This window comes from Paraburkholderia sp. J63, from assembly GCF_905220245.1.
Classification (GTDB): domain Bacteria; phylum Pseudomonadota; class Gammaproteobacteria; order Burkholderiales; family Burkholderiaceae; genus Paraburkholderia.
In genome coordinates, this window is record NZ_CAJMZF010000026.1 from 1 (window position 1) to 25576 (window position 25576).

Consider the following 25576-nt stretch of genomic DNA (forward strand, 5'->3'; position numbering starts at 1 on the left):
AGGTGTAGCCAGATACCGGCTTTCCTCAGAGCACCTTCTGGATACTGAAGACACCACCGATGCTGCGAGATCGGCGTCAAGCAGGTCGCGAATATGTGTTCCGATGCCCTTCACCTGACGTGTGGCGCAACGGACGTAAATATCGCGCCAGTCAGGTATGGATGGCGCCTTTGCAGCAAACGCAGGGGGGCGCTGGCCCACTCACGAGCATGCAGTGCAGCGTCGACGCGAGGCATCCAAAAAATCCGAAACGGCTCCCCGGCGTAGGTTTATGCGGAAAAAACGCGCCGCGCAGGTTTTCTCGCAACGGGAGAAAAACCTACGCCGAGATAGCAAGCCCGGATGGCGAAACGTGAAGTGAGACCCATTTGTCAAGCGTTCTCAGATGAGAAATAAATCCATTTAAACCAATACATTACAAACAAATAATTCAAATCCAGACCGCATCTGGTGAAGCCTTATATTTCATTTCCTTCATTCGCTCATTATTTTTAGCGATTCGAAAAATTCTGGCTATAGCGTCACTCAACACCCACATAAATTGTTATAAATCAATCACTTGCCCCTCCTAAATCAGGACAGCGTATCTCTATGCAATCCTAAACTACTCATTCTCTTCGAAGTAATGCCCGAACTTAACCTGCTTCGTGCGGATATAGCGCTCGTTTTCCTCGCGCATCGGAATCGCCAGCGCAACGCGCTCGATCACCGGAATACCGTGCTTCGAGAGCGTGTCGAACTTCTTCGGGTTATTGCTCATCAGCCGCACCGACGTGACCTTCAAAAGACGCAGGATCGCCGCCGCCGAATCGTATTCGCGCGCGTCGTCGGGCAGGCCGAGGTCGAGATTCGCCTCGACGGTGTCGCGGCCCTGCTGCTGCAACTGATAGGCGCGAATCTTGTTGGACAGGCCGATGCCACGGCCCTCGTGGCCGCGCAGATAGAGCAGCACGCCGCGCCCCTCGGCCGCGATGTAGCGCAGCGCGAGGTCGAGCTGCTCGCCGCAGTCGCAGCGGTACGAGCCGAACACGTCGCCGGTCAGGCATTCGGAATGCAGGCGCGCGAGTACCGGCTCGCCGCTCCCCACGTCGCCCATCACGAGCGCGACGTGCTCGGCGCCGCCGTCCTTGACCCGATAGACATAGGACTCGAACGTGCCGTAACGGGTGGGCAGCGTGGCGGCCGCGTCAAGCACGACGCATTCGTTGGCGTTATCGCCGTCCGCGCAGGACGACTCTTGAAGCGTAGGCATGATCTGGAACAAATGACTGGCATAAACCGGCCAACGGCCGGATCGAAGTTTGGAACCGGAGTGTACCGCCATTTGGCCCATCCCGCCCCGGTCCCCCCGGTTCTGCGTGCCGTCGCGCGCATATCCGCACGCCGCATCCGCCCCCATCCGCCTATACTGGTATGGCTTTCATGGCTTACTGAATGGCTGACTGAACGGGCACGAACGGCGCGCACCCCGCCCGTGCCACATCACGCAATGTCCGAACGACAAGAAGGACGAACAGGAGTCGCCCTATGACGAGCGTTGCCCAGGTACTCAAATCCAAGCCGGAACAGGTGGTCCATACGATCGCCGCAAGCGATTCCGTGTTCAACGCCATTCGCCTGATGGCCGACAAGCAGATCGGCGCGCTGGTGGTCACCGACGGCGAGGCGATCGTCGGCATCGTCACCGAGCGCGACTACGCGCGCAAGATCGTGCTGATGGACCGATCGTCCAAGACGACCGCCGTGCGCGACATCATGAGCCCGCACGTGCGCTTCGTGCAGCTCGATCAGACCACCTACGACTGCATGGCGCTCATGACCGAACGGCGCATGCGGCACCTTCCCGTCATCGAGGAAGGCAAGCTCGTGGGCATGGTGTCGATCGGCGACCTCGTGAAGGAGATCATCGCCGAACAGCAATTCACGATCTCGCAGCTCGAGCACTACATCACCGGTGGCCCCGGCACCTGACGGCGCGCGGCGCGCAAGGCGGCTTCCGGGCCAGGAGCGCCCGCCGATGCCTCGCATCGGCGTTTTGCTCGCTCAGCAAAAAAAGCCCAATCCGGGGCGGGTTGGGCGAAGCCACCTTCCGGCGGCGGAGGTTCCACGCATGAAAATCGTGCGGGCGCCTGCGAACCGGCGAGCTGTCAGGCGGGCATCGCCCGGCTGACAGCTCGCCGGTTCGAGGCGGGGGCGCAAGCTGCGCGCCCATCCGGGCTGGCTGAATCAGCGCTGACTAGCTAGCGCGCGAGGAATACTGGACACGAGGCGTCGGACGCGAAGCGCCAGCCGCATCGCGGCTGGCCTGCGCGCCGTGCCGGAACGCCGGGGTCAGTGACCGAAATAGACTGCCTGCGAAGGAGCCACGCGCATCTCCGGCTGGCCCGATTGCATCGTGCCTGCGGGCGCGCCGCCGTAGCCGGTGGTGTCGGCGGCCGGCAATTGCGTCTGGGCCATGCCTTCTTGCTGCGTCGCGCGCGCTTCGGCGGCCTGGATGTCACGCGGATAGGTGGCGTCGTCGGCGGTTGCCGGGTTGTAGCCGGCCTGCTCGAGCTGGATGAGTTCCTGACGCACTTCGGCGCGGGTCTTCGGTGCGTTCGTCTGGTCCTGCGCGAACGAGAGCGCCGGGGCGGCAAGGAGCGCCGCAACGGCTGCGGCTTGAATCAGGGTACGGGTCTTCATGATCACTTACCTCCATTGCTTGTTGTGGCCGGCCTGCAACGCCTGGCTGCGAACCGACAATTTCAGTTTATTGAGCCCGGAGATAAGGGCAAATACCTATTTCTCAAAAATACAGTTCCCACCCTCGCAACAATGCAATATGCAAAAAACCGGCCTCAGACGCCGCTCGTCAGCAGCTTGCGCGGGCCGCTGACGAAGGAGCTGCCCAGCTCGTAGAAGCGCAGCAGCCGGTGCGTTTCGCGCGAGAGGCCGATGCGCGTCGTTACGCCCACGGCGCGAGTCGTTTCCTGCTGTGGCGCGATTTGCAGGGGTTCTTGCACCGTTTTTTGCGGCGCTTTTCGCACCGCCTTTTGCCCCGTTTCGTCGAGGCGTCCGATCCATAGCCCTTGCCCGCTGCAAAGGTCGACGCCATCGAATGACGCGCCGATGCCATACGCCTGCGTGAGCCGCCCCGGTCCGCGCGCGAGGTCGCGCAGCGGCGCGCCACCGCGCCGCTGCGCCATGACCGCCAGCCCTTCGAGCGGCTCGACGGCGCGAAACAGCACGCCCGCGCCCACCTCCTCCGCCTCGCTCGACATGTTGAGCATCCAGGCGCTGCCGTAAGTGAGCCGCACGTAGGCATGGCCGCGCGCGAGGAACATCGACGCGTTCCAGGCGCGCCGGCCGATAAACGCGTGACTCGTCGAATCGCCAACCGGATAGGCTTCCATTTCGACGATGCGTCCCGCTAGGCGCGCGTCGTCGGCGCCTTCGCCGGAGTCGCGAACCAGATACTTGCCGACCATGAAGCGCGCGAGCTCGACGGTATCGACGGGCAGTTCCTCGCGGCGCAGCGCCACGATGGGCAATGCAACGGACGCGTCGATGGACGGCGTCCTCGCGCGGCTGGCTAACGTCGACATGGGGCAGCTCTCCGAGGTGGGCACGAGGTGGGCATTGTTCGGACGTGCCCGATCAATCGAAGGCCATACGCGATCGTTGTTCCGGCTCACGGCGCCTGGACGCATGCGGCGGCACGGTTACGGCCTTTCGGGGACCGGCCGAGTGTAGCGCCGCCGTCCGGCGCACGCACGCTAAGCCGCCGCCACACCCACACCGCATCAGAACCACGCGCGCCGCCTCGTTGCGCTACCATCGTCGGCATGGGCGCGCGCCATGCGGCCGCGCGATCTCCAACCCAATCCCGGAGCCGCCACAATGGATGAAACACGCGCAATCCAGTTTCTCTCCGAAGTCCGCAAACCGCTGCTCACTCTGCACAAGGCGATCCTCGACCACGAGCGCGCCGAGTACGAACGCGAGTTCGGGCCCACCACGCCGGCCGCCTTCCTGCAGGTGCTGATCAATGGCTCGGGGTTCCGCTGGCTCATGCCGCTCTCGACGGTGATCGCGAACGTCGACGAAACGCTCGACGCCAAGGACGCGAAAGCCGAAGACCGCGTGGGCGCCGCCGAAGGCGTGGCGGAGCTCTTCGCGGGCGAGGAATCGGTGGAGTTCTTCGAGCGTTATCAGGCTCTTTTGCAAAAGAGTCCCGAAGTGCTGCATCAGCACGGCGTGGTCGCGAAGCTGCTGAACGGGATCAAAAACTGAGGGCGCGATGAGGCCGGCGGCGCCTGCTTGCGCGTTATTCGTGCGCTATGCCTGACGCGCCGGCTTGCGCCGCGCAGATCCGCCGCCTTCCCCATTTCCGCCACCCCCGGCCGGGTTCGCCTTGGCGGCGTTCAGGCGCCGCCAAAGCGTCGTCTTGCTGATGCCGAGCTGCGCGCACACGCGGTCGCGGTCGCCGCCATGCGCTTCGAGTGCCGCGCGGATCTCGTCGGCTTCCACGGTCAGGCTGCGCTCGCGCAAGGTGAGCGGCTGATCGGCCAGGTCAGGCGCATCGGTCGCATCGTCCTGTAATGCCCCAGCGGCCCGCGCAATCATCGCCCGCGCCGCGCCGCCGCGCACCTCGAACACCTCCGGCGCGATCGCACGCAGCACCTCGGGCGTGAGCACGTCCACGTCCGAATCCGCGAGCTCCACCACCATCCGCTCCACCACGTTCTGCAATTCGCGCACGTTGCCGGGCCACGCGTGCCGAGCCAGCGCGTCGCCCACGGGCGCGAGCGCGCGCATCGCGTCGTCCTGGGTCCGGATGCGCAGCGCCACGCGCGGCTCGCGGCGCGCCGACTGCAGCAGCAGTTCGGCCGCGAGCGGCACGATGTCGGCGCCGCGTTCGCGCAGCGGCGGAATCGCCAGATTCAGAATGTTCAGGCGGTAGAACAGGTCCGCGCGGAACTCGCCCGACTCGATCTGCTCGGTGAGCGCACGGTGCGTGGCCGCCACCACGCGCACGTCCACGCGCGTGGGCTCGGTGGCGCCCAGACGCACCACCTCGCGTTCCTGGAGCACGCGCAAAAGGCGGCTTTGCAGCGGCAGCGGCATCTCGCCGATCTCGTCGAGAAAAAGCGTGCCGCGGTGCGCCGCCTCGATCAGCCCGACCTTGCCGCCACGCCGCGCGCCCGTGAACGCGCCTTCCTCGTAGCCGAACAGCTCGCTCTCGAGCAGCGCCTCGGGAAACGCGCCGCAATTGATCGCGACGAACGGGAAATCGCGCCGCGCGCTCTCGCGGTGGATGCCCTGCGCGACCATCTCCTTACCGGTGCCGCTTTCGCCGCGGATCAGTACGGTGGCGTCCGAGCGCGCGTAGCGCTGCGCGAGCTGGCGCACGCGCGCGATGCCCGGCGTCGCGCCGCTCAGGTCGGTGAGCCGGTAGCGCGCCACGAACTGCTGGGAGCGCTGGCGCGAGCGCAAGGTGCGATCGAGCCGTTCCACCGCGCGCGATTCCTGGAACGTGAGCACGGCGCCCGAGGTCACGCCGTTGTCGACGAGCGGTCCGCGATGCACGACATAGCTCACGCCGCGCACGGTTTCGAGCGATTCGCCGTCGGTGTCGGGCAGCGTGAAGGCGATGTCGGGAGCGATGTCTTCGAGCGAACGGCCCGACGCCATGGCCGGATCGATGCCGAGCACGGCGGCGAGGCGCTGGTTGATCGCCTCCACGCGCCCGTTGGCGTCGAGCGCCACCACTCCGTCGCGCAGATGCTGGAGCACGCTGTCGAGGCGCTGGCGCCGCTGCGTCTCGCGCCACGTGGCCTGCACGACTTCGAGCGCGTTGTCGAAGGCGAGACGCACCGAGGAGCGCGAGTAGACGAAAAACGGCGCGAGCCCGAGCCGCGCCGCGAGATCGTTCACATGACCCGGCCCCACGACCGCGCCCACGCCCCGGTCGCGCAGATCCAGCACGCAGGCCTCGGCGTCCTGCACGGTGCGGTATGAGGCGAACACCACGTCGATCCCATAGGCGCTCGCGAAGCGCCGCACTTCCGAGGGCGTCTCGCCATAGGTCACGAGCGCGACGAGATCGGCCTCGCGGCGCGCGCGCGCGAGCGCCTGCATCACGTCGAAGCCCGTGGGCTGCACGAGCACCACGGGCAGGTCGATGCGCGCCTTCAGCCAGGTGCCGTTCGAGCCCGCCGCCACGACCACGTCGGGCCGCTGATTCGGCCCCGCGGCGGCGATTTCGGCCGCGGCTTCCTCGAAGCCGCGCGGGACCACGCGCAGGTCGGCGAGGCCGTCGTATTCGCCGGCGATGTCGCGAAACAGGTCGCGCAGGCGGCTGATGCCCATGGCCCAGACGCGCGGGCGAAATTCGGAGGTAGAGGGAAAGCGGTTCATGGGACGTCGGTCCGTCGTTTCATCGTCGTTTCATTATCGCGCCTGGATTTCAGTTTTGAAATCGCAATTTCACGAGAGAAATCGGGGCCGAAGCGTCCCGCGGTCTATCCGACGCAAAATCAACGCATTAGCGACCGGCCTCCGCGCTGGCACGGTATCTGCAGTATTAGCGCCGATTCCTTCGGAGACTTCACGCATGAATACGAAATCCCCCGCAAGCGCCGGCGCGAAATTCCGCGCGGCCGTGGCCGCCGAACAACCGCTGCAGGTCGTGGGCGCCATCACCGCCTACGCCGCCAAGCTCGCCGAGCAGACCGGCTTCAAGGCCGTGTACCTCTCGGGCGGCGGCGTGGCCGCGAACTCGCTCGGTGTGCCGGACCTCGGCATCAGCACCATGGACGACGTGCTGATCGACGCGCGCCGCATCACCGACGCCGTCGACATCCCGCTGATGGTCGACATCGACACCGGCTGGGGCGGCGCCTTCAACATCGCGCGCACGATCAAGTCGTTCATCAAGGCCGGCGTCGCGGCCGTGCACATGGAAGACCAGGTGGGCCAGAAGCGCTGCGGCCATCGTCCGGGCAAGGAAGTCGTGCCCACCGACGAGATGGTGGACCGCGTGAAGGCCGCCGTGGACGCGCGCACCGACGAGAACTTCGTGATCATGGCGCGCACCGACGCGGCGGCCGTGGAAGGTATCGACGCGGCCATCGAGCGGGCGGTCGCCTACGTGGAAGCCGGCGCCGACATGATCTTCCCCGAAGCCATGAAGACGCTCGACGACTACCGCCGCTTCCGTGCCGCGGTGAAGGTGCCGATCCTCGCGAACCTGACCGAGTTCGGCTCCACGCCGTTCTTCACGACCGAAGAACTGAAGAGCGCCAACGTCGACATCGCGCTCTACTGCTGCGGCGCATACCGCGCGATGAACGCGGCGGCGCTGAACTTCTACGAGACGGTCAAGCGCGACGGCACGCAGAAGGCCGCCGTCTCGACGATGCAGTCGCGCGAGGACCTCTACAAGTACCTCGGCTATCACGCCTACGAAGACAAGCTCGACGCACTGTTCGCCGCGAAGAAGTAACGCTGCGCAACCATTCAATCATCTGCCAGATTAGAGAGAGGAAGGACGACACCATGAGCGAAACCGACAACACCACGCAAACCGCAGGCGGCTTCAAGCCGAAGAAGTCCGTCGCGCTGTCCGGCGTGGCGGCGGGCAACACCGCGCTGTGCACGGTGGGCCGCACCGGCAACGATCTGCACTACCGCGGCTACGACATTCTCGACCTCGCCACCGCGTGCGAATTCGAAGAAGTCGCCTACCTGCTCGTGCACGGCAAGCTGCCGAACACGGCCGAACTGGCCGCCTACAAGACCAAACTGAAGGCGCTTCGCGGCCTGCCCGCGAACGTGAAGGCAGCGCTCGAATGGGTGCCCGCTTCGGCGCACCCGATGGACGTGATGCGCACCGGCGTGTCGGTGCTCGGCACCGTGCTGCCGGAGAAGGACGACCACAACCTGCCCGGCGCGCGCGATATCGCCGACCGCCTGATGGCTTCGCTCGGCTCGATGCTGCTCTACTGGTATCACTACTCGCACAACGGCAAGCGCATCGAAGTGGAAACCGACGACGACTCGATCGGCGGCCACTTCCTGCATCTGCTGCATGGCCGCGAGCCGTCGAAGTCGTGGGTCGACGCGATGCACGTGTCGCTCAACCTCTACGCCGAGCACGAGTTCAACGCCTCGACCTTCACGGGCCGCGTGATCGCGGGCACGGGCTCGGACATCTACTCTGCCATCACGGGCGCGATCGGCGCGCTGCGCGGTCCGAAGCACGGCGGCGCCAATGAAGTCGCGTTCGAGATCCAGTCGCGCTATGAAACGCCGGACCAGGCGGAAGCCGACATCCGCCGCCGCGTGGAAGCGAAAGAAGTCGTGATCGGCTTCGGCCACCCGGTCTACACGATTTCGGACCCGCGCAACAAGGTCATCAAGGAAGTCGCGAAGAAGCTCTCGAAGGAACAGTCGAACCTGAAGCTGTTCGACATCGCCGAGCGCCTCGAATCGACGATGTGGGAAGTCAAGAAGATGTTCCCGAACCTCGACTGGTTCAGCGCGGTTTCGTATCACATGATGGGCGTGCCGACGGCCATGTTCACGCCGCTCTTCGTGATCTCGCGCACGGCCGGCTGGAGCGCGCACATCATCGAGCAGCGCATCGACAACAAGATCATCCGCCCGAGCGCCAACTATACGGGTCCGGAGAATCTGAAGTTCGCGCCGATCGGCAAGCGCTGATCTCGCGCGCCTTGCAGCATCGTTAGCCATTCGGCTAATGGGAAACGGAGACGATGCGTCGTAGAGTGACGACATCGTCTCCGGTCCCATGCAGCGCTCCCCGCTTACTACATCATTGGTCCCCACAGCCGTGAATACCGCCTACCGCAAGCCCCTACCCGGCACCCGGCTCGAATACTTCGACGCGCGCGAAGCCGTCGAGGCCATCGAGCCCGGCGCCTGGGACACGTTGCCCTACACCTCGCGCGTGCTCGCCGAAAACCTCGTGCGCCGCTGCGACCCGGCCACGCTCACCGCATCGCTTACGCAGCTCATCAAGCGCAAGCGCGACCTCGACTTCCCGTGGTTCCCGGCGCGCGTCGTGTGCCACGACATCCTCGGGCAAACCGCGCTCGTCGATCTCGCGGGCCTGCGCGACGCCATCGCGGACCAGGGCGGCGACCCCGCCAAGGTGAACCCGGTCGTGCCGGTGCAATTGATCGTCGACCACTCGCTCGCCGTGGAATGCGGCGGCTTCGACCCGGACGCGTTCAAGAAGAACCGCGCGATCGAAGACCGGCGCAACGAGGACCGCTTCGACTTCATCAACTGGACGAAGAAAGCGTTCAAGAACGTCGACGTGATTCCGCCCGGCAACGGCATCATGCATCAGATCAATCTGGAGAAGATGTCGCCCGTGATCCAGGCGCGCGACGGCGTGGCGTTCCCCGACACCTGTGTGGGCACGGACAGCCACACGCCGCACGTGGACGCGCTCGGCGTGATCGCCATCGGCGTGGGCGGCCTCGAAGCCGAGAACGTCATGCTCGGCCGCGCCTCGTGGATGCGCCTGCCCGACATCGTCGGCGTGGAGCTCACGGGCAAGCGCCAGCCCGGCATCACGGCCACCGACATCGTGCTCGCCCTCACCGAGTTCCTGCGCAAGGAAAAGGTCGTGGGCGCGTATCTGGAGTTCCGCGGCGCGGGCGCGTCGAGCCTCACTTTGGGCGACCGCGCGACCATCTCGAACATGGCGCCCGAATACGGCGCCACGGCCGCGATGTTCTTCATCGACAACCAGACGCTCGACTATCTGCGCCTCACGGGCCGCGAGGAAGAGCAGGTCAAGCTCGTCGAAACCTATGCGAAGACCGCGGGCCTCTGGGCCGATACGCTCGCCCATGCGCAATACGAGCGCACGCTGACGTTCGATCTCTCGAGCGTCGTGCGCAACATGGCCGGTCCGTCGAACCCGCACAAGCGCCTGCCCACCTCGGATCTCGCCGAGCGCGGCATCGCGGGCAAGTGGGAAGAAACGCCGGGGCAGATGCCCGATGGCGCGGTCATCATCGCTGCCATCACGAGCTGCACGAACACCAGCAATCCGCGTAACGTGATCGCCGCCGCGCTGCTCGCGCGCAACGCGAACGCGCGCGGCCTCACGCGCAAGCCGTGGGTGAAGAGCTCGCTGGCGCCGGGGTCGAAGGCCGTGGAGCTGTACCTCGAAGAAGCGAAGCTGCTGCCGGATCTGGAGAAACTCGGCTTTGGCATCGTGGCGTTTGCGTGCACGACCTGTAACGGCATGTCGGGGGCGCTCGATCCGAAGATCCAGCAGGAGATCGTCGATCGCGACCTGTACTCGACCGCCGTGCTCTCGGGCAACCGCAACTTCGACGGCCGGATCCATCCGTACGCGAAGCAGGCCTTCCTCGCCTCGCCGCCGCTCGTGGTTGCCTATGCCATCGCGGGCACGATCCGCTTCGACATCGAGCAGGACTCGCTGGGCACGGATCAGAACGGCAAGCCGGTGTACCTCAAGGACATCTGGCCGAGCGACGAGGAAATCGACGCCATCGTCGCGCAGAGCGTGAAGCCCGAGCAGTTCCGCAAGGTCTACGAACCGATGTTCGCGGCCACGGCCGCGAGCGGCGAGACCACGGACCCGCTCTACGACTGGCGCGCGCAAAGCACCTATATCCGCCGTCCGCCGTACTGGGAAGGCGCGCTCGCGGGCGAGCGCACGCTGAAGGGCCTGCGTCCGCTCGCCGTGCTCGGCGACAACATCACGACCGACCACCTCTCGCCGTCCAACGCGATCCTGCTGGACAGCGCGGCCGGTGAATACCTCGCGAAAATGGGCTTGCCCGAAGAGGACTTCAACTCGTACGCGACGCACCGCGGCGACCACCTCACGGCGCAGCGCGCGACCTTCGCGAACCCGACGCTCATCAACGAGATGGCCGTGGTGGACGGCGCCGTGAAGAAGGGTTCGCTCGCGCGTATCGAGCCCGAGGGCAAGGTCACGCGCATGTGGGAAGCCATCGAAACCTACATGGAGCGCAAGCAGCCGCTCATCATCGTCGCGGGTGCCGATTACGGCCAAGGTTCCTCGCGTGACTGGGCGGCCAAGGGCGTGCGGCTTGCGGGCGTGGAGGTGATCGTGGCGGAGGGCTTCGAGCGTATTCACCGCACGAACCTGATCGGCATGGGCGTGCTGCCGCTGGAGTTCAAGGCGGGCACGAACCGCACGACGCTGGGCATCGACGGCACTGAAACGTATGACGTAATCGGCGAGCGCACGCCGCGCGCCGACCTCACGCTCGTGATCCACCGCAGGAACGGCGAGCGCGTGGAAGTGCCGGTGACCTGCCGCCTGGATACGGCCGAAGAAGTGTCGATCTACGAAGCGGGCGGCGTGCTGCAGCGCTTCGCGCAGGACTTCCTGGAGTCCTCGCAAGCGGCATAACCGCGCTAGCCCCTCTCCCCATGGGGGAGAGGGGAAAGGGCAGAGGAAGCACGATGAACCAAACCCAGCGAGCCCGAGCACTACGCCAAAACATGACCGAAGCAGAACGACTGCTCTGGCACCACCTCCGCGCGCATCGTCTGCACGGTCAGAAATTCCGCCGGCAGCAACCCATCGGGCCGTATATCGTTGACTTCGTGCACTTCGGTGCGCGCCTCGTCATCGAAGCCGATGGAGGGCAACACAATGGCAGCGCCAGCGATGCAAGGCGTGACGCGTGGTTGAAGCACCAGGGCTTTACGGTGCTGCGCTTCTGGAACAACGACGTATTGCTGAGCATTGAAGCGGTACTTGAGGCGATCCTTGACGCACTCCCGCTCTCCCCCTCTTCCCTCTCCCCCGGCCCCTCTCCCTCTGGGAGAGGGGAGAATCTAGAGAATTGCATCCATACGGGATTTTCATGAGCCATCAACCCCAGATCAAAATCCCCGCCACCTATATGCGCGGCGGCACCAGCAAAGGCGTGTTCTTCCGACTCCAGGACCTGCCTGAAGCCGCGCAACAACCCGGCGTTGCACGCGACAAGCTGCTCATGCGCGTGATCGGCAGCCCCGACCCGTACGGCAAGCAGATCGACGGCATGGGCAGCGCCACCTCCAGCACGAGCAAAACCGTGATCGTCGCCAAAAGCACCAAGCCCGGTCACGACGTCGACTATCTGTTCGGCCAGGTCGCCATCGATCGCGCATTCGTCGACTGGAGCGGCAACTGCGGCAATCTCTCGGCGGCCGTGGGGCCGTTCGCGATCAGCGGCGGCCTGATCGACGCGAGCCGCATTCCCGACAACGGCGTCGTCACCGTGCGCATCTGGCAGGCCAACATCGGCAAGACCATCGTCGCGCATGTGCCCATCACGAACGGCCAGGTGCAGGAAACCGGCGACTTCGAGCTGGACGGCGTGACCTTCCCCGCCGCCGAAGTGCAGCTCGAATTCCTCGACCCCGCCGCCGAGGAAGAAGGCGCGGGCGGCGCGATGTTCCCCACCGGCCAGCTCGTCGACGACCTCGAAGTGCCGGGCGTCGGCACGCTCAAGGCCACGATGATCAATGCGGGCATCCCGACGATCTTCGTGAACGCCGAGGCCATCGGCTACACGGGCACGGAGCTGCAAGACGCGATCAATAGCGACGCCGAGGCGCTGAAGAAGTTCGAGACCATCCGCGCGTACGGCGCCTTGCGCATGGGCCTCATCAAGAGCCTCGACGAGATCGCCACGCGCCAGCACACGCCCAAGGTCGCCTTCGTGGCGAAGCCGCAGCCCTACACGGCGTCGAGCGGCAAGCGCGTGGAAGCCGGCGACGTCGATCTGCTGGTGCGCGCAATGTCGATGGGCAAGCTCCACCACGCCATGATGGGCACGGCGGCGGTGGCGATCGGCACGGCGGCGGCCATTCCGGGCACGCTCGTGAATCTCGCCGCGGGCGGCGGCGAGCGCAATGCGGTGCGCTTCGGGCATCCGTCGGGCACGCTGCGCGTGGGCGCCGAGGCAAGCGAGGAAAACGGCGAGTGGACGGTCAAGAAGGCCATCATGAGCCGCAGCGCGCGCGTGCTGATGGAAGGCGCGGTGCGAGTGCCGGGGGATGCGTTTTAAAGAAGAAGCAGAAGAAGCGCACTGCTCGCGCTGATTTAAACGACGCCCTGACGCTGCGATGCGTCAGGGCGTTTTACCTTAAGGCAGTGCTTTTTGACCAAACAACTGGACCGATCATGGAAGCATCGAAATCAGCATCACTTGATGCTATATTTTATGCCTCTACACCAAGAGGTAACTGTCATGCGCACCACCCTTGCTCTCGACGACGACTTGATCGCCAAGGCCCAGGCCTATACCGGTCTGGAAGAAAAGACGGCGCTCGTGCGCGAGGCCCTCAAAGCCCTTATCCAGCGCGAGGCAGCGCGACGGCTTGCGAACCTTGGCGGCAGTCAACCCGGCATCGTGGCCGCGCCGCGCCGCCGGACGGATGTCGAATGATTCTCGTCGACACATCGATCTGGATCGACCATTTCAACGCGGCCGATCCCCTGCTGGTCGGCCTGCTCACCGACGAGCGCGTGCTCGCGCATGCTTATGTGATTGGGGAAATCTCGCTAGGCAGCCTGCGCGAGCGCGATATCGTCCTCGGCGCGCTGCGCGACTTGCCGGCGGTGCCCGTCGCCACGCCGGAAGAGACGTTCTATCTGATCGAGCAGGCGAAGCTGGCCAATCGCGGCATTGGCTACGTCGATACCAGTCTGCTTGCGTCGGCCCGTCTGCAGCCCGGCGTCACGATCTGGACGCGGGACAAGCGGCTTGGAAAGGTAGCCGGCGAGTTCGGTCTTGCCGCGCAAGTCGGGCATTAAATCGGGCACTAGAATCGGCCATTAAAAGCGCGACGCCCTTGCGCCGCGATCCGGAACGGCGCGCTCAGCCCTGCGGCGACGACGGCAGATACGGCATCGGATCGACCGGCTTGCCATCGCGGCGCACCTCGAACAGCACCGCCACGCGGTCGTTGTTCTCGCTGCCCATCTCCGCGATCTGCTGGCCCTGGTGGACCATGTCGCCCGTCTTCACGAGCAGGCGCCGGTTGTGCGAATAGGCGGTCAGGAAGTCCTTGTTGTGCTGGACGATGATCAGGCTGCCGTACTCGTTGAGCCCGGTGCCCGCGTACATGACCTTGCCGTCGGCGGCGGCGATCACGGGGTCGCCGGCCTTGCCCGCGATCTCGATGCCGCGCGTCGCGCCCGGCTCGAACGGCTCCACGACCCGGCCCTGCGCCGGCCACACCAGCGCCACGCTGCGTGCATGGCGCTTGACCTCGGCCGCGACCTCGCGGCTCTGCGCGGCATTCGTGTCGGTAGCCGCTGCGGCATTCGCGCCGCCCGTCTGGGCAGGCGCGGCAGCTTGCACCGTGATCGTCTGCTTCGAGACCAGCTTGAGCGACTGGCCGGCGCGCAGGTGGCTGTCGGGCTTGAGGCCGTTCCACGCCGCCAGCTCCTTGACCGGAACCTTGTGGCTCGACGCGATCCGCAGCAGCGAATCTCCGCGGCGCACGCGCACCCAGGTGGTTTTCGTGACGACGCGCGTGACCGGCGCGCTGGCGGCCTGTTGCTGGCTCGCCGCCGCAGCGGCTGCGGCTGCCGTTGCGGCGGCACCCGACGCGGGGCTCACAGCCGCCGACGGGTCGGGCTGGGGCTGCGAAGGCGATGGTTGCTGCTGCTGGCTAACGTTTGCGCAAGCGCCCAGCAAAGCCGCCAGGCCGAGGCCTGCAAGACGCTGCCACACGCGGCGCGTCAGACCGCTGGCGCGTTGACCTGAACGATCCTCGAACATGATTGTTAATCTCCTGTCGACCGGAGTGGGTGCTTCAGCTGTCGGCCGGAGTTAGTGCTTCAGCACTTACTCCGGCCCCACGCAGAGCGCTTACTCCGATCCCATGCAAAGCCGTCCATTGCAGCGGGCTACAGCGCGGCCGGGTCTGCGGCGTCTAAAACGCGCTCCCGCTCCGCTCGCCAGCCGAACGCATGTACGCATCCGGCCCGCCTCCAATTGCATTCAAATTGCACGCTTTGCCTGACAAAATCCGCTACCGTCGCGCAAAAACGGCGACGGCATTTCCGCTTCTATCTCGAAAACGGTCAGGCATTGTAAAACGCAATTCACAAAGATCACGCAGGCAACAACACTTGGATACAAATCTTAAAAAGACGAATCTTCTGTTTTACGTGGAGACCGGCTGCTTGCCGAAATAGAGCCAGATCTACGCCTTATCCATTCGACATATCGGCAGGCTGAACCAGAACTTAAGTCATGCCGTCCACTGAAAGCTCTTTGAAACTCATGTAGTATTCCCCCCGTCAGGCGCAAGGCCCGGCTCCTGGGAACCTTGGCGCGTCAATTCAGGTCATTCCTGGGGCCGCCGTTATCGTTCCCTGCCGTGCTCTTGACGCTACATGCCGCTCCGGCTTTTAGAGGAGGCGGCGCTATCGCGGCCCCGGCGCTTGCGCCACACAGGCTTCATTGGGGCTTAATTCGAAGCTTCATTCAGGGCTTCATCCGTCGCTGCCCGAGGGTTTTGCCCGAACGGCAACGCCAGGCACTGCCGCCGTCGAGCATCGCGCTCCGGCAGCGCGCCATGGCAGCGACTTTTTTGCACGCGCCAGCCCGGCCGTGCGCGCCACCCGGCCGTTTCCGGCCCATCCGGCGCGCCGTCCGGCTGACGCCGGATCCATGTCACAGTCACCCAATCGTCTCGTCGAACTCGACTTTTTTCGTGGCCTTGTCCTGCTGATCATCGTCGTCGATCACATCGGCGGCAGCATCGTCTCGCGCGTCACGCTGCACGCCTACGCGCTGTGCGACGCAGCCGAAGTATTCGTGTTCCTCGGCGGCTTCGCCACGGCCACCGCGTGGGCCGCGCTCTGCGCGCGCCGCACCGAGGCCGCCGCGCGTCAGCGCTTCATCAAGCGCGCGTTCGAGATCTACCGCGCCTTCGTGGTCACCGCGCTGCTCATGCTGCTCGTGACGGCGATCCTCGTCGCCTGCAACGTCGACGCGCCGAACCTCGCCACCACCGATCTCGACGACCTCGCGCTCGCCCCCGCCGCAGCGCTGCGCGACATCGTGCTGCTGCGCCGCCAGCCCTACCTCGCCGGCGTCCTGCCGATGTACGCGTGCTTCGCGCTGGCCGCGCCATTCGCGCTGCCGCTCGCGCGCACGCGACCGTGGCTGCTGGCCGCGATCAGCCTCGCGCTGTGGGGCATCGCTCCGCATCTCGGGCCGTGGCTGCCGCACGTCGCCGACGTCAACTGGGACTTCAATCCGTTCGGCTGGCAGCTGCTGTTCGTGGCGGGCGTGATCGCGCAGACGCAGCCGGTGTTCCAGCGCGTAACCGCGCAGCGCAAGCTCGGCACCTTCGTGACGGCGCTCGCGCTCGCCGTCGTCGTGGCGGCCGCCATCTATCGCCTGCATCTGGGCAACACCGCGCTCGACGGCGAATTCAAGCGCAATCTCGCGTGGTTCCGCGCGATCAACTTCTTCGGCGTCGCGTGGCTCACGGCCCATGTGATCCGGCTCGGCTGGGCCAGGAAACTCGCCGCCGCGCTGCCATGGGTGGGGCTCGTGGGCCGCAAGGGGCTGCTCTCGTTCGTCGCCGGCGCGGTCATTTCGCTGACGGTCGACTCGCTGCTCTACTGGTACACGGACGGCTATCTGAACGTACCGCTCGGCCTCGCCGCCGATGCCTTCGCGCTGACCGCGCTGCTTCTGGTTGCGCGCGCATCCGATCCGCTCAAGCGTCTGCTGCCTTCGCGCGCGAAGGTGTCGGCCTGAGCGGCGCCGCCGCGCTTCCGGCACGCACGGCCCGCTGCTAGCATGATCACCCCGCGCCGCCAACGCGCCTTCCTGACCGGCTCCCCTGCCATGCGCAGACACCCCCGCATCGCGCTGTTCGGCCCGCCCTTCGCTTCGCCCCGCGCGGCGCGCGGCGCAGTCCGCTTCATGGCCAATCAGGTCTTCAGGATCTTCAAGCGCGCCGCGGGCATCGAGAGCCTTCCGCAGGCTGCACACACCGTGCTCCGCGCGACGCTCGCCGCCCTCTCGGTGCTCACAGCGCTGGCCGCATTCGCCACGCCCGCCGCGGCCAGCACGGTCGCCATGCACAGCTTCCACGCGACGGCGCTCGGTCGCGACTGGTCGTACGCGGTCTACCTGCCCACCGGCTATCGCCCCGACGCGCCGCGCTACCCCGTGCTCTATCTCCTGCACGGCAACAATGGCGACGCAATGGACTGGGTCACGCAAGGCGATCTGCAGAGCACCGTCGATACGCTGATCGCCCGCCGCGAGATTCCCCCGGTGGTGATCGTGATGCCGCAAGGCGGCACCGAGTGGTACGTCGACCGCAGGGAAAAGATGGAGACGGCTTTCTTCGCCGACCTGATACCGGAGATCGAGTCGCACTTCGCCGTCGGGGACGAACGCGGCGGGCGCGCGATCGGCGGTGTCTCGATGGGCGGCTTCGGCGCGCTGCGCTACACGCTCGAGCACCCGGAGATGTTCTGCGGCACGCTGCTGCTCTCGCCGGCGATCTACTCGGGCGAGCCGCCGCCGGCGTCATCGGCGCGGCGCGTGGGCGTATTCGGCGAGCATCAGTTCGATCCGCACATCTGGCACGCGCTCAACTACCCGGCGCTCTGGAGCAGCTATTTCGGACGGCCCTGGCGCGTCCCGTTTTTCATCGCCTCGGGCGACGACGATCTCGTGATCCAGGCCGAGTCGTCGCTGCTCTACACGCGGCTGCGCGAAGCGGGCAATCCGGCGGCGCTGCGCATCGTCGACGGCGGCCATGTCTGGCCCGTCTGGCGCGAACTGCTGCCCGCCGCGCTCAAGTACACGCTCGCCTGCGTGCACGAATAGACGCGCCGGGCCCGTGCGGGCCCGATGTCACGGCCACCATCGGGACGCGGACATAAGCGGGCGTCGGGCGGCCTCACTCGGCCCAGTTCGCCCACAGCACCATTAGCACGGTCATGAGCGCCGGGCCGATGAAGATGCCGATCAGCCCAAAAGTCGTCGCGCCGCCGAGGATGCCGAACAGCACGAGCAGGAAGGGCAGACGCGTCGAATTGCCGATCAGCACGGGCCGCACGAAATGCTCGGCGACGAACACCACCACGAAGCCCCACACGGCAATCGCAATAGCCGCGACGACCGAGCCTTGCACCACGAGCCAGAGCGCCGCGCAGCAGAACACCACGGGCGCGCAGAACGGCAGCATCGCCGCAATCGCGGTGACGGTGCCGAGCAGCGCCGCATGCGGCAGGCTGGTGAACATGTAGGCGATGCCGAGCAGCACGCCCTCGCCGAGCCCGACGACCACGAGGCCTGTCACCGTCGCGCGCACCGCCGAGGCCATGCGCTGCAGCAGTTGCGCGCCGTCCGCGCCGAACGCGCGGCGCGCGCCGCGCATCACGGTCGCGGAGAGCCGCGGCCCCGCCTGGAAGATCACGAACAGCGTGACGAGCATGAAGCCGAAGATCATCGACGCGTGCAGGGCGCGCGCGCCGAAATGCCGTCCGAACGTGACGATGGCGTCGCTGTGCAGGTTCTTCATCGCGGGCGAGGCCTTGAGCGGCTGCGCGAGATTCTCCTGCCACCAGGCGCTCACCTGATGGCTGCCCACCGGCAGTTGCGCGACGAAGTCGGGCACCGGCACGCCGTTCTCCTGGGCGTCGTGCAGCCATTGATAGAGCTCGTGGGCCTCGCCGCCCGCCTGGATCGCCGTGACCGTGATCGGCAGCACGACCAGCAGCGCGATGGCCACCGTGAGCAGCGTGGCGAGCCAGGTCGTGCGGCAGCGGAACCAGCGGTGCCGCTCGATGGCCTGATAGGCCGGCCACAGGACGATGGCGACCACGCATGCCCACGCCACCGCAGGCAGGAACTCGCGCACGACCCACAGCGCGAGCAGGACGAGCGCGGTGAACAACGCGGTGGAGGCGAAGCGCTGGATTTTTTGCTCGTTTGCGGAGTTCGGAGCGGGCGGGCGATGAATCATGTAACCTCGTGAAAATTCGACAAAACGGTCCGTGCGGCGCAGCAAATCTCGCCGCGCCGAAAGCAGAACCGTGGCGCCTTGCGGTTCCGCCTGGCGCAAGTACCGCTCCAGACCGACCCGACGGCCCGCCAGCATAAGCGCGGCGCACCGAAAACGCGAACTTCGGGCCACTGCCTCAGGCCGCTTTTTCTCTGATTCGCGCGGGCTCCCGGCGTTCCATCCCCGTCTCCCAGGCCGATTTCCGTGTCGCGCTTCGCACAACACTGCGTTGCACAAATCCGGCATGTCGCGCCTTGATCGCCCGCAAACCCCCATTCGTTCGTTAACCGCAATGTGTCGCAGCGGGATTGTTGCCGTTTGTGGAATGGTGTTTCAACGGCGACACAATGGCACTTGGCGGCGCACAGGAATACAGTCCGGGCAAACCCCACTTACGGAGCCGACAATGAAAAAGAAGGCGTGTCTCGCGCTTGACGGAGCCAACGGTGAACGCATCGAAATCCTCGAACAAACGGATTCAGCGCTCGTGATCCGCTGGGTGGAACCCGGCCGCTGCCACTACGGCGAACAGCGCTGGCGCCGACGCTCGGCGCATACCTCGGGCACCTGCGCCGTCTCGCGCCGCAAGATCCGCCGCGGCGACGCCGTATTCAAGCCGGCCGAACGGCCGGCGCCGCTCAATGCCTCGGTGATGATCGCCGCCGAAGTGTTCGGCGACCTCGTCGCCAACGTGCCGTTCAGCGAAGCGGCCTGAGTACGGCCTGGTACTCGCTTTAACGCGGCCCCGCCCCTCCCGCGACCCCGAGCCGCGCTGTCAGACACGCGCGCTGCCGCTGCGGTAAGGTTGTAAAAGATGGCGCCGGCCGCGCACGACACGCGCCGCGGCGCCTCGTCCCGCAACCGCCGCCACGCTCATCGCCATCCCTGTTCCCGTCAAGCGAGGCGCGGCGCCCCGAGAGGACCCGGCCATGGCTGAAAACACGCCCCCGCTCCCGTTCGCTTCAAAGCCCGCTGTCCAGCCTTTCTCGCTCGACGTGATGCTCGAAAAGTACGCCAAGGGCGACGAGCAGACCGCCGACGACATCTATCGCCGCGTCGCCCGCGGCGTCGCGCAGGCCGAGCCGCCCGCGCAGCGCGCCGAGGTGGAAGCGCGCTTCGTCGACAACCTGCGCCACGGCGCGCTGGGCGCGGGCCGCATCATGAGCGCGGCGGGCGCCGGCATCGAGGCCACGCTCATCAACTGCTTCGTGCAGCCCGTAGGCGACAGCATCCAGGGCGTGGACGACGAAGGCCGCCCCGGCATCTACGTCGCCCTGCTGCAGGCCGCCGAGACCATGCGGCGCGGCGGCGGCGTGGGCTACAACTTCTCGGCGATCCGTCCGCGCGGCGCGTACGTCCACTCGACGGGATCGAGCGCCTCCGGGCCGTGCAGCTATATCGACGTATTCGACGCCTCGTGCCGCACCGTGGAAAGCGCGGGCTCGCGGCGCGGCGCGCAGATGGCCGTGCTCGACTGCGATCACCCCGACCTGCCCGAATTCATCGAAGCCAAGCATTCGAAGGGCCGCTGGAACAACTTCAACGTCTCGGTGGCCGTGACCGATGCGTTCATGCGCGCCGTCGAAAACGACGAAATCTGGCCGCTCGTGCATCGCGCCGAACCCTCGCCCGCGCTGCGCGCGGCGGGCGACCTCAAGCAGCGCGAAGACGGCCTGTGGGTCTATGCGGAAAAGCGCGCCCGCGCGCTCTGGGACATCATCATGCGCTCGACCTACGACGTGGCCGAGCCCGGCGTGGTGTTCATCTCGCGCATGAACGAGGACAACAATCTGCGCGCCGTGGAAAGCATCCGCGCGACCAATCCATGCGGCGAGCAACCGCTGCCCGCCTACGGCTGCTGCAATCTTGGCCCGCTCGACCTCACGCGCTTCGTGCGCGAGCCGTTCGCGCAGTTGCGCGGCGGCCAGCCCTCGTTCGACTGGGACGCGCTCGCAGCGCGCACCGCGACCCAGGTGCGCTTTCTCGACGACGTGCTCGACGTCACGCTCTGGCCGCTGCCCGAGCAGCAGGCCGAAGCGGCAGCCAAGCGGCGCATCGGCGTGGGCTTCACGGGGCTCGGCGACACGCTCGTGATGCTCGGCATCCGCTACAACTCGGAAGACGGCTGCGCGTTCGGCGCGCAAGTGGGCCGCACGATGCGCGACGCGGCGTACCGCGCGTCGGTGGCGCTCGCGCGCGAGCGCGGCGCGTTCCCGCTGTTCGACGCGAACGCCTATCTCGCGAGCGGCACCTTCGCCTCGCGGCTGCCCGAGGACCTGCAAGCCGAGATCCGCGCGCACGGCATCCGCAACAGCCATCTGCTTTCGATCGCACCCACGGGCACGGTGAGCCTCGCATTCGCCGACAACGCCTCGAACGGCATCGAGCCCGCGTTCTCGTGGACCTATCAGCGCACGCGCCGCATGGCCGACGGCAGCAACGAGAGCTTCACGGTCGAGGACCACGCGTGGCGCGTCTATCGCGAACTGGGCGGCGACGTCAATGCCTTGCCCGATTACTTCGTGAGCGCGCTGCAGATGAGCGCGCAGGAGCACGTGGCGATGATGGCGGCCGTGCAGCCGTTCGTGGACACCTCGATCTCGAAGACCGTGAACGTGCCCGCCGACTATCCGTTCGACGCCTTCGAGGACCTCTATCTCGACGCATGGCGGCGCGGGCTCAAGGGCCTCGCGACCTACCGGCCCAACGAAACGCTCGGCGCGGTGCTGCAAACGCTGCCCGCCGCCGCGGACACGCTCGACGACGCCCAGAGCGACGCCCTGCTCGACCCCTTACGCGTGGCGATCGACCATCGGCCCAAAGGCGAGCTGCCCGCCGTGATCGAGAAAATCGAATACCTCACGCAGACGGGCAAGGTCTCACTCTACGTGGCCGTCTCGTTCCTCGAAGTAACGGGCCAGGTGGGCGGCGAATCCTTGACGATCGAGCGGCCCATCGAATTCTTCATTCCCATTGGCCAGCGCGACGAGTCGCAGCAATGGATCACGGCGACCATGCGCTCGCTCTCGCTCGCCGCGCGCGGCGGCTTCGTCGCGCGCAATCTGCAGGACTTGCGCAAGGTCTCGTGGGACCGGGGCCAGGTGCGCTATGGGCAGACGCAGCGGCTCGACGGCAAGCGCACGCCGCTATGGCACGACTCCGAGGTGGCCGCCATCGCCTATGCGATCCAGCAGATCCTGCACCGGCGCGGCTTTCTGGATGCCGAGGGACGCCAGGTGCCGTCGCGGCTGCTGGCTCAGCGGCGCGCCGAAACGAGCGCGAGCGGCGCGAGCGGTTTGAACGATTCGAGCGAAGCCGACGCCGCGAGGCGAGCCGGCGACCAGGTGCTGGACGGCCCCAACGCCCTGCCCGCCGACGCGGCCCTCGCGGCGCCCCACGCGATGCTCGGCCGCAAATGCGGCTCGTGCGGCGCGAACGCCGTGATCCGGCGCGACGGCTGTGACTTCTGCACCGCGTGCGGGGAAATCGGGACCTGCGGCTAGGGAAGGTTTCCGGGGTCGCGCGTTGAACCGATCTGGTCTACTCTCTCGTTAAATCATATGAACTGACCGAGGAGACCCCGTGCTCACGTCCGCTCAGGGCGACAAGGCCTGGACCGTTGGCCTTGTGCGGCGCATTTACGTGCTCAGGGCCCTCGGTTACGCGATGGGCACGCTGCCCGTGCTGTCCTTGCTGCATCTGCAGCACGAGCCCGTATGGCTCCTCCTGAGCGTGCTGGCCGTCTGCCTGATCTGGCCGCATGTCGCCTGGCGGCTCGCGCACCCCAGCCGCGCCGATGCACCCCGCAGAGAGCGATGGAACATCCTCGTCGATTCCGCGTTCGGCGGCTGGCTCGTCGCGGTGGTCCATTTCGAGCCCGTCGCGACCGTTGTCATCGTGCTGATGTTCGCCCTCGACAACATGGCGATCGGCGGCTGGCCACTCTTCATCGCGGGGATGGGCGCCGGTGCCGTGGGTCTCATGGCCGGAGCGGCAAGCTTTGGCCTCGCCTTCTATCCGCTCAATGCGCGGATCGCGCCGATCTGGCTGCCCATCGTCTTCATCTATCCGCTCCTCTTCGCCAAGACGACACATGACGTCTCGGTGAAGCTGCTCGATCGCTCGCGCCGTCTGCGCGAGCTGAGCGAATGCGACAGCCTGACCGGACTCGCGAATCGCACCGCGGTCAGCGCGAGATTGCAGGCCCTGCTCACCGATCCCGGCCGGAGCCGCGAATCCGTTCATGTCGTGTTTCTCGATCTCGATGCCTTCAAGACCGTCAACGATGCGCTCGGGCACAGCGTCGGCGATTTGTTGCTCATGGAAGTGGCCGCGCGTCTGCGCGCCTGCACGCGCCCCGGCGACATTGTCGGTCGCTACGGCGGCGACGAGTTCATCGTCGTGGCGCCCGGCGCGTGGGACGACCCGGCGCGCCTCGATCTGCCCGAGGCCGTGCTTGCGGCCATGGCGAAGCCCGTGCTCATCGACGGGCATGAGCTCGTCATCAGCGCGAGCGTCGGCGTGAGCGTGTATCCCGCCGATGCCGGCGACGCGCAAACGCTGATCCCCTGCGCGGACATGGCGATGTACGCGGCCAAGAATCGCGGCCGCAACTGCTGGGAGCGCTACCGGCCGGACATGCGCGCGGACGCCGACGCGAAGCTCATTCTTTCGGCGCGTCTCAGACGGGCCATCGAAGCCGGCGCGCTGCGGCTGCATTACCAGCCGCTGGTCGACATGCGCGACGGCCGCGTGCTGGGCGTCGAAGCGCTCGTGCGCTGGTACGACGAGATTTATGGCGAGATCGCTCCGGCGGAGTTCGTGCCGATTGCCGAAACGTCGGGATTCGTCGCGAAGCTCGGCGAGTGGGTGCTCCGGGAAGCTTGCCGTCAGTCGGCCCTTTGGCGGCAGATGGGCATTGCGCCCCTGCGCATATCGATCAATTTGTCGCCGCTCCAGTTGCAGCGCCCCAATATCGTCGAGACGTTTCAGACTATCCTGCGCGAGACGGGCGCCGATCCGACCAGGCTCGAACTCGAGGTCACCGAAACCGCGCTGATGCAGCAGCCCGAGGTCGCCGTGCGCCGCCTTCACGAGTTTCGCTGCGCCGGTATCGGCGTGGCCGTCGACGATTTCGGCATGGGCTACTCGAGCCTGAGTCAATTGCGGGCGCTGCCCGTCGATCGCATCAAGATCGACCGCGCGTTCGTGCATAGCGTCGACGAAAGCGACACCGGCGCGATCGTGAAGGCGATCGTGACGCTGGCGAGGGCGCTTGGTTTATCGGTCATCGCCGAAGGCGTCGAAACGCTCGCGCAGCAGGAGTTTCTGCTGGCGCTCGGCTGCGTGGAGGCACAGGGGTATCGCTTCAGCAAGCCGCTCGACGCCGAGAGCATCACGCGCCTGCTCGCCGACGGCGGCCCGCTGCCGAAGCCGTCGCTCGCCGCGCGCGGCGATCAGGTCATCGTGTGAGGCGGCGGGCTGCTATGGGCTCACGCGAGCCGGCGCCGCCAGATATCCCGAGAACCCCTGCACGATGGCATCCGTCTCGCCCGCGCGCACCAGCTTGAGCACCTGCGATTCATAAGGATTGCTAGCTAACGGCCGGAACACCGCGCGCTCGCCACCCATATTGCCGAGCGCCGCAGGCACGAGCGCGATGCCCATGCCGAACTCCACCATCGTCACCACGGTCTGCCAGAGCCTTGCCTCGTGGCGGATCTGCGGACTGAAGCCGGCCTCCACGCAAGTCGCGATGATCTGATCGTGATAGTGCGGCGACACCGAGCGCGGAAACAGAATGAACGGCTCGCGCGCGAGCGTGGCGAGCTCGATGCGCCGGCGCCGCGCGTAGCGGTGCCCCGCCGGCAGGCAGCAGAGAAACGGCTCGGAGAACAGCGGCTCGGACTGCACCTCGGCCGGAAACCGCCCCCAGTGCGCGAAGCCCAGATCGATCTGCAAACGCTGAAGCGCATGTACCTGCTCGATGGTGTTCATCTCGCGCAGCACGACCTCCACGGCGGAATGATCGGCCTCGAAGCGCCGGACCGCCTCGGGCAATCCACGATAGAGCATCGAATTCACGAAGCCGATGCGCAGCCGCCCCGCGAGCCCATGCGCCGATCGCGCCGCGATACGCCGCACCTCGTCGGCCTGCTCCAGTAGCCGTCGCGCCTCCCCGAGCAGCACGTAGCCCGCGTTCGTGAGCGCGACGGCCTTGTTGGTGCGCTCCAGCAACTGCACGCCCAGTTGCTCCTCGAACTTGCGGATGTCGAAGCTCAGCGCGGGCTGCGAGATGAAGAGCCGGCGCGCCGCGCGGCCGAAGTGCAGCTCCTCGGCCACGGCCACGAAATAGCGCAATTGCTTGAGTTCCATTCCGGTGTCTCCGTCCTGATCGCTTGCCGGATCGTTGTGCTGATCGCCGGTTCGATCTTCTTCGTGGGGTTATCGATAGATACTGCTTATCGTACAGGACATCGTTTGTATTGGACCGTTATCGTCGCGCTGC

At 66.3% G+C, this 25576-nt stretch carries 21 protein-coding genes; 14 read left to right on the top strand and 7 right to left on the bottom strand.

The features are described 5' to 3' along the window. Positions 1–604 precede the first annotated feature (604 nt). Positions 605–1252: a GTP cyclohydrolase II gene (gene ribA / locus U5775_RS24650; RefSeq protein WP_322060717.1), complete on the bottom strand. Its 648-nt coding sequence runs from the start codon at positions 1250–1252 to the stop codon at positions 605–607. A gap of 275 nt (positions 1253–1527) precedes the next feature. Here ribA and U5775_RS24655 point away from each other — a divergent pair, with 275 nt between their 5' ends. After that, positions 1528–1971 (top strand): CBS domain-containing protein, encoded by a 444-nt coding sequence (locus U5775_RS24655; protein ID WP_322060718.1) that lies wholly within the window; start codon positions 1528–1530, stop codon positions 1969–1971. A gap of 360 nt (positions 1972–2331) precedes the next feature. Here the strand turns inward: U5775_RS24655 and U5775_RS24660 are convergent, their stop codons facing one another. Next, a complete protein-coding gene (locus U5775_RS24660) occupies positions 2332–2682 on the bottom strand; it encodes a DUF4148 domain-containing protein (RefSeq protein ID WP_322060719.1) in 351 nt (116 codons plus the stop codon). Between the two features lie 155 nt (positions 2683–2837). Then, entirely contained in the window at positions 2838–3584 is a 747-nt protein-coding gene (locus U5775_RS24665; protein ID WP_322060720.1) for a DNA-3-methyladenine glycosylase, read from the bottom strand. A 295-nt stretch (positions 3585–3879) separates the two neighbouring features. On the opposite strand from U5775_RS24665, the gene U5775_RS24670 reads away from it, so the two are divergent. Continuing rightward, a complete protein-coding gene (locus tag U5775_RS24670; protein ID WP_322060721.1) occupies positions 3880–4272 on the top strand; it encodes a hypothetical protein in 393 nt (130 codons plus the stop codon). A 45-nt stretch (positions 4273–4317) separates the two neighbouring features. Here U5775_RS24670 and prpR read toward each other — a convergent pair whose 3' ends face one another. After that, the gene (gene prpR, locus U5775_RS24675; protein ID WP_322060722.1) at positions 4318–6399 is read right to left on the bottom strand and encodes a propionate catabolism operon regulatory protein PrpR; all 2082 of its coding nucleotides are present in this window, start codon (positions 6397–6399) and stop codon (positions 4318–4320) included. A gap of 196 nt (positions 6400–6595) precedes the next feature. On the opposite strand from prpR, the gene prpB reads away from it, so the two are divergent. The 7 genes from prpB to U5775_RS24710 all read left to right on the top strand — a co-directional run bounded on the left by prpB (position 6596) and on the right by U5775_RS24710 (position 13831). Continuing rightward, a complete protein-coding gene (prpB, locus tag U5775_RS24680; protein ID WP_322060723.1) occupies positions 6596–7486 on the top strand; it encodes a methylisocitrate lyase in 891 nt (296 codons plus the stop codon). Between the two features lie 53 nt (positions 7487–7539). Then, entirely contained in the window at positions 7540–8706 is a 1167-nt protein-coding gene (gene prpC, locus U5775_RS24685; protein ID WP_322060724.1) for a 2-methylcitrate synthase, read from the top strand. Positions 8707–8836: 130 nt separating this feature from the next. Beyond that, entirely contained in the window at positions 8837–11431 is a 2595-nt protein-coding gene (gene acnD / locus U5775_RS24690) for a Fe/S-dependent 2-methylisocitrate dehydratase AcnD (protein ID WP_322060725.1), read from the top strand. Positions 11432–11484: 53 nt separating this feature from the next. Further along, positions 11485–11895: an endonuclease domain-containing protein gene (locus U5775_RS24695; protein ID WP_322060726.1), complete on the top strand. Its 411-nt coding sequence runs from the start codon at positions 11485–11487 to the stop codon at positions 11893–11895. Then, complete coding sequence (prpF, locus tag U5775_RS24700; protein WP_322060727.1) at positions 11892–13082, top strand: 2-methylaconitate cis-trans isomerase PrpF; 1191 nt, start codon at positions 11892–11894, stop codon at positions 13080–13082. Before U5775_RS24695 ends, prpF begins: the two co-directional genes overlap by 4 nt. 183 nt (positions 13083–13265) lie before the next feature. After that, positions 13266–13463 (top strand): type II toxin-antitoxin system VapB family antitoxin, encoded by a 198-nt coding sequence (locus tag U5775_RS24705; protein ID WP_322060728.1) that lies wholly within the window; start codon positions 13266–13268, stop codon positions 13461–13463. Then, on the top strand, positions 13460–13831 hold the full coding sequence (locus U5775_RS24710; protein WP_322060729.1) for a type II toxin-antitoxin system VapC family toxin: 372 nt from the start codon (positions 13460–13462) through the stop codon (positions 13829–13831). Before U5775_RS24705 ends, U5775_RS24710 begins: the two co-directional genes overlap by 4 nt. 64 nt (positions 13832–13895) lie before the next feature. Here the strand turns inward: U5775_RS24710 and U5775_RS24715 are convergent, their stop codons facing one another. Then, positions 13896–14804: a peptidoglycan DD-metalloendopeptidase family protein gene (locus U5775_RS24715; protein ID WP_322060730.1), complete on the bottom strand. Its 909-nt coding sequence runs from the start codon at positions 14802–14804 to the stop codon at positions 13896–13898. Between the two features lie 897 nt (positions 14805–15701). On the opposite strand from U5775_RS24715, the gene U5775_RS24720 reads away from it, so the two are divergent. Beyond that, the gene (locus U5775_RS24720; protein ID WP_322060731.1) at positions 15702–16802 is read left to right on the top strand and encodes an OpgC domain-containing protein; all 1101 of its coding nucleotides are present in this window, start codon (positions 15702–15704) and stop codon (positions 16800–16802) included. 324 nt (positions 16803–17126) lie between these two features. Then, the gene (locus tag U5775_RS24725) at positions 17127–17888 is read left to right on the top strand and encodes an alpha/beta hydrolase (protein WP_322060798.1); all 762 of its coding nucleotides are present in this window, start codon (positions 17127–17129) and stop codon (positions 17886–17888) included. A gap of 73 nt (positions 17889–17961) precedes the next feature. Here U5775_RS24725 and U5775_RS24730 read toward each other — a convergent pair whose 3' ends face one another. Beyond that, entirely contained in the window at positions 17962–19029 is a 1068-nt protein-coding gene (locus U5775_RS24730) for an AI-2E family transporter (RefSeq protein ID WP_322060732.1), read from the bottom strand. Positions 19030–19474: 445 nt separating this feature from the next. Between U5775_RS24730 and U5775_RS24735 the strand changes: the two genes are divergently transcribed. The 3 genes from U5775_RS24735 to U5775_RS24745 all read left to right on the top strand — a co-directional run bounded on the left by U5775_RS24735 (position 19475) and on the right by U5775_RS24745 (position 24540). Further along, a complete protein-coding gene (locus U5775_RS24735; RefSeq protein ID WP_065059471.1) occupies positions 19475–19783 on the top strand; it encodes a DUF3331 domain-containing protein in 309 nt (102 codons plus the stop codon). A gap of 214 nt (positions 19784–19997) precedes the next feature. Next, positions 19998–22571: an adenosylcobalamin-dependent ribonucleoside-diphosphate reductase gene (locus tag U5775_RS24740; RefSeq protein ID WP_322060733.1), complete on the top strand. Its 2574-nt coding sequence runs from the start codon at positions 19998–20000 to the stop codon at positions 22569–22571. A gap of 79 nt (positions 22572–22650) precedes the next feature. Beyond that, positions 22651–24540, top strand: a complete 1890-nt coding sequence (locus U5775_RS24745) for a putative bifunctional diguanylate cyclase/phosphodiesterase (protein ID WP_322060734.1) — start codon at positions 22651–22653, stop codon at positions 24538–24540. A 12-nt stretch (positions 24541–24552) separates the two neighbouring features. On the opposite strand, the gene U5775_RS24750 is transcribed toward U5775_RS24745, so the two are convergent. Further along, positions 24553–25443, bottom strand: coding sequence for a LysR family transcriptional regulator (locus tag U5775_RS24750; protein WP_322060735.1), 891 nt, complete (start codon positions 25441–25443; stop codon positions 24553–24555). Positions 25444–25576 lie beyond the last annotated feature (133 nt).